Source organism: uncultured Fretibacterium sp. (assembly GCF_938040765.1).
In the GTDB taxonomy this organism is placed as follows: domain Bacteria; phylum Synergistota; class Synergistia; order Synergistales; family Aminobacteriaceae; genus CAJPSE01.
Genome location: NZ_CALIAA010000246.1, coordinates 1 through 1,846, shown reverse-complemented (window position 1 = coordinate 1,846; position 1,846 = coordinate 1). Strand labels below are relative to the sequence as shown.

Below are 1,846 nucleotides of genomic sequence, written 5' to 3'. Positions count from 1 at the left end.
GGTCCAGCGTCAACTCCTCCTGCGCAGACGCCTCGAACGCGCACCTCAGAAGATGGCGGTGCACCTCCTCAAATCCCCTCAGCGCCTCATTCGATGCCGGGACAAAGGAACGGCCATGACCCCGCTCCCGGTCCTCCGATTCGTTATGAAAACAGCTGGCGTAGTCCCGGGCCGACGTCGGAGATGGAAACGGCAGAGAGACTTTCTTCAGCCCCGCCTGCTCCTTCAAAAACTTCAGGTGTTCCACGGCTCTGCCGCCGCTGAGGTTCAGCAGGACCATCGACAGAAGCTGCTCGGAGTCCCGGTACCCTTTGTCCTTCCTGATTCCTATGAAAGTATCGATGACTTCGTCAAGATGGAGCCGATTCCAAAGTTCGATAACGGGGAAAAGGCCGGCAAAAGGGGTGATGTCCTGCATCTTGTCCGTCGTCTTAACCTCGATTTTTGGTCGTCTGTATGGCATAATGGTCTTCGCACCTCGCAGGTGATGGCTTATTGTTTGGTGACTTAAGCTTAACACTGTTTTTACAAACAGTCCCTGCAAGGTGCTGTTTTTTTGCCCGCGGGTTGGGGTCTTTCCCAAATCCACGGGAACGCAAAGCGCGGGCAAAGTAAAGGGCCAGGCAGAGGAAAAGTTTTAAAAAATGAGCTCTGTACCCCTCCTCTGCCTTCAAATACGGAAATATCTTCCCGTTCTCACAATAACCCCGTCAGCGTGAGCTCGCACCCACACCCCCTCTCGGCTATTGGCCCAGCGTTCTCCTGCTCATTCCAGCGAGATAGCCAATTTCTTGAGCTTCCGGTACGCTCCCAGAAACCAACTCCCCACAACTCCCCCTTTCACCTGCAGCACAATGCGGCGCGCATGGCGCACCATACGCCCTATGCTCGTGTAAAACAAAAATCGCAGCGTCCTGGGACGGTAACTCCTCAACGCTTCAGGCAGAAGCAGACGCTTTAACAAACTGTGCAGCGACAGAGACAGCACCGACACATTCCACCAGAACGCGTTCGACCCAAATCGGTGCGAGATGACGTGCCCGCCGGCCAGGTCCTCCTTCAGGATACGGTGCACTTCCTCTGACTTGCCGCACCGCTCACGATACCACCGGATTACCGCTCCTCCCTCCCAATCCAACAGGTTCGTCACGATACCAAACACCTTGTATACGTGGCCGCCAAGCTCCGTCAGATGCAGCTTCTTCACCCTGGCGTTCTCAGACTCCAGGTCGTCGATCAGCTCCGGTATGAACAGCTGCCGTGAGTCCTGCAGCTCCTGAGACAGTCGGAGCTTCTTTCCCGATCCCTCCAACTCGAATGCCTCGCGAATGGCAAGAAAACGGTACGTCGGACCCTTCTTGTCGAGACTCAAAGACTGTGGCGCATAGACGACCTCCGCCCATTCCTGGCCGTTGCCCAAAGGGCGCCAATCCTTCTCACAAACTGCCTCCACCGCCTCCCTGAAATCCCTGTATACAGGACACGAGATCGCAAACTCGATCACCCCGAAACGCGCATCCTGACCCTCCGCCAGATAGCGCAAAAGACGCGTCTGGTAACCCGCACTGTCCGAACGGTACCTCACCTTCCTCACTCCCGCAGGAAGATGCGCCAGTACCCCCTGCAGCTGCTCCAGCTGTCCGTGCCCAGGCTTCACATTCCCGTCCCGGTATTCCGTCGCCACAGGCAGGTCGTACTCCGGACAGTACACGTTCAACGCCTCATAACTCCGTTTCCCCTGGTAGTTGTACAACGCCCCGCTCGTCTCCGTCTCGATGAACGTCGCGTCCTGGTCCAGCGTCAACTCCTCCTGCGCAGACGCCTCGAACGCGCACCTCAGAAGATG

1 protein-coding gene and 1 pseudogene are annotated in these 1,846 nt (G+C 56.8%); both read right to left on the bottom strand.

The genetic code is table 11. The annotated features are described in order from the left end of the window. A pseudogene (locus Q0176_RS08505) lies at positions 1 to 544 on the bottom strand (hypothetical protein); the annotation flags it as partial. A gap of 222 nt (positions 545 to 766) precedes the next feature. Next, on the bottom strand, positions 767 to 1,846 hold a 1,080-nt coding region (locus tag Q0176_RS08500; RefSeq protein ID WP_299301538.1), incomplete at its 5' end, for a transposase.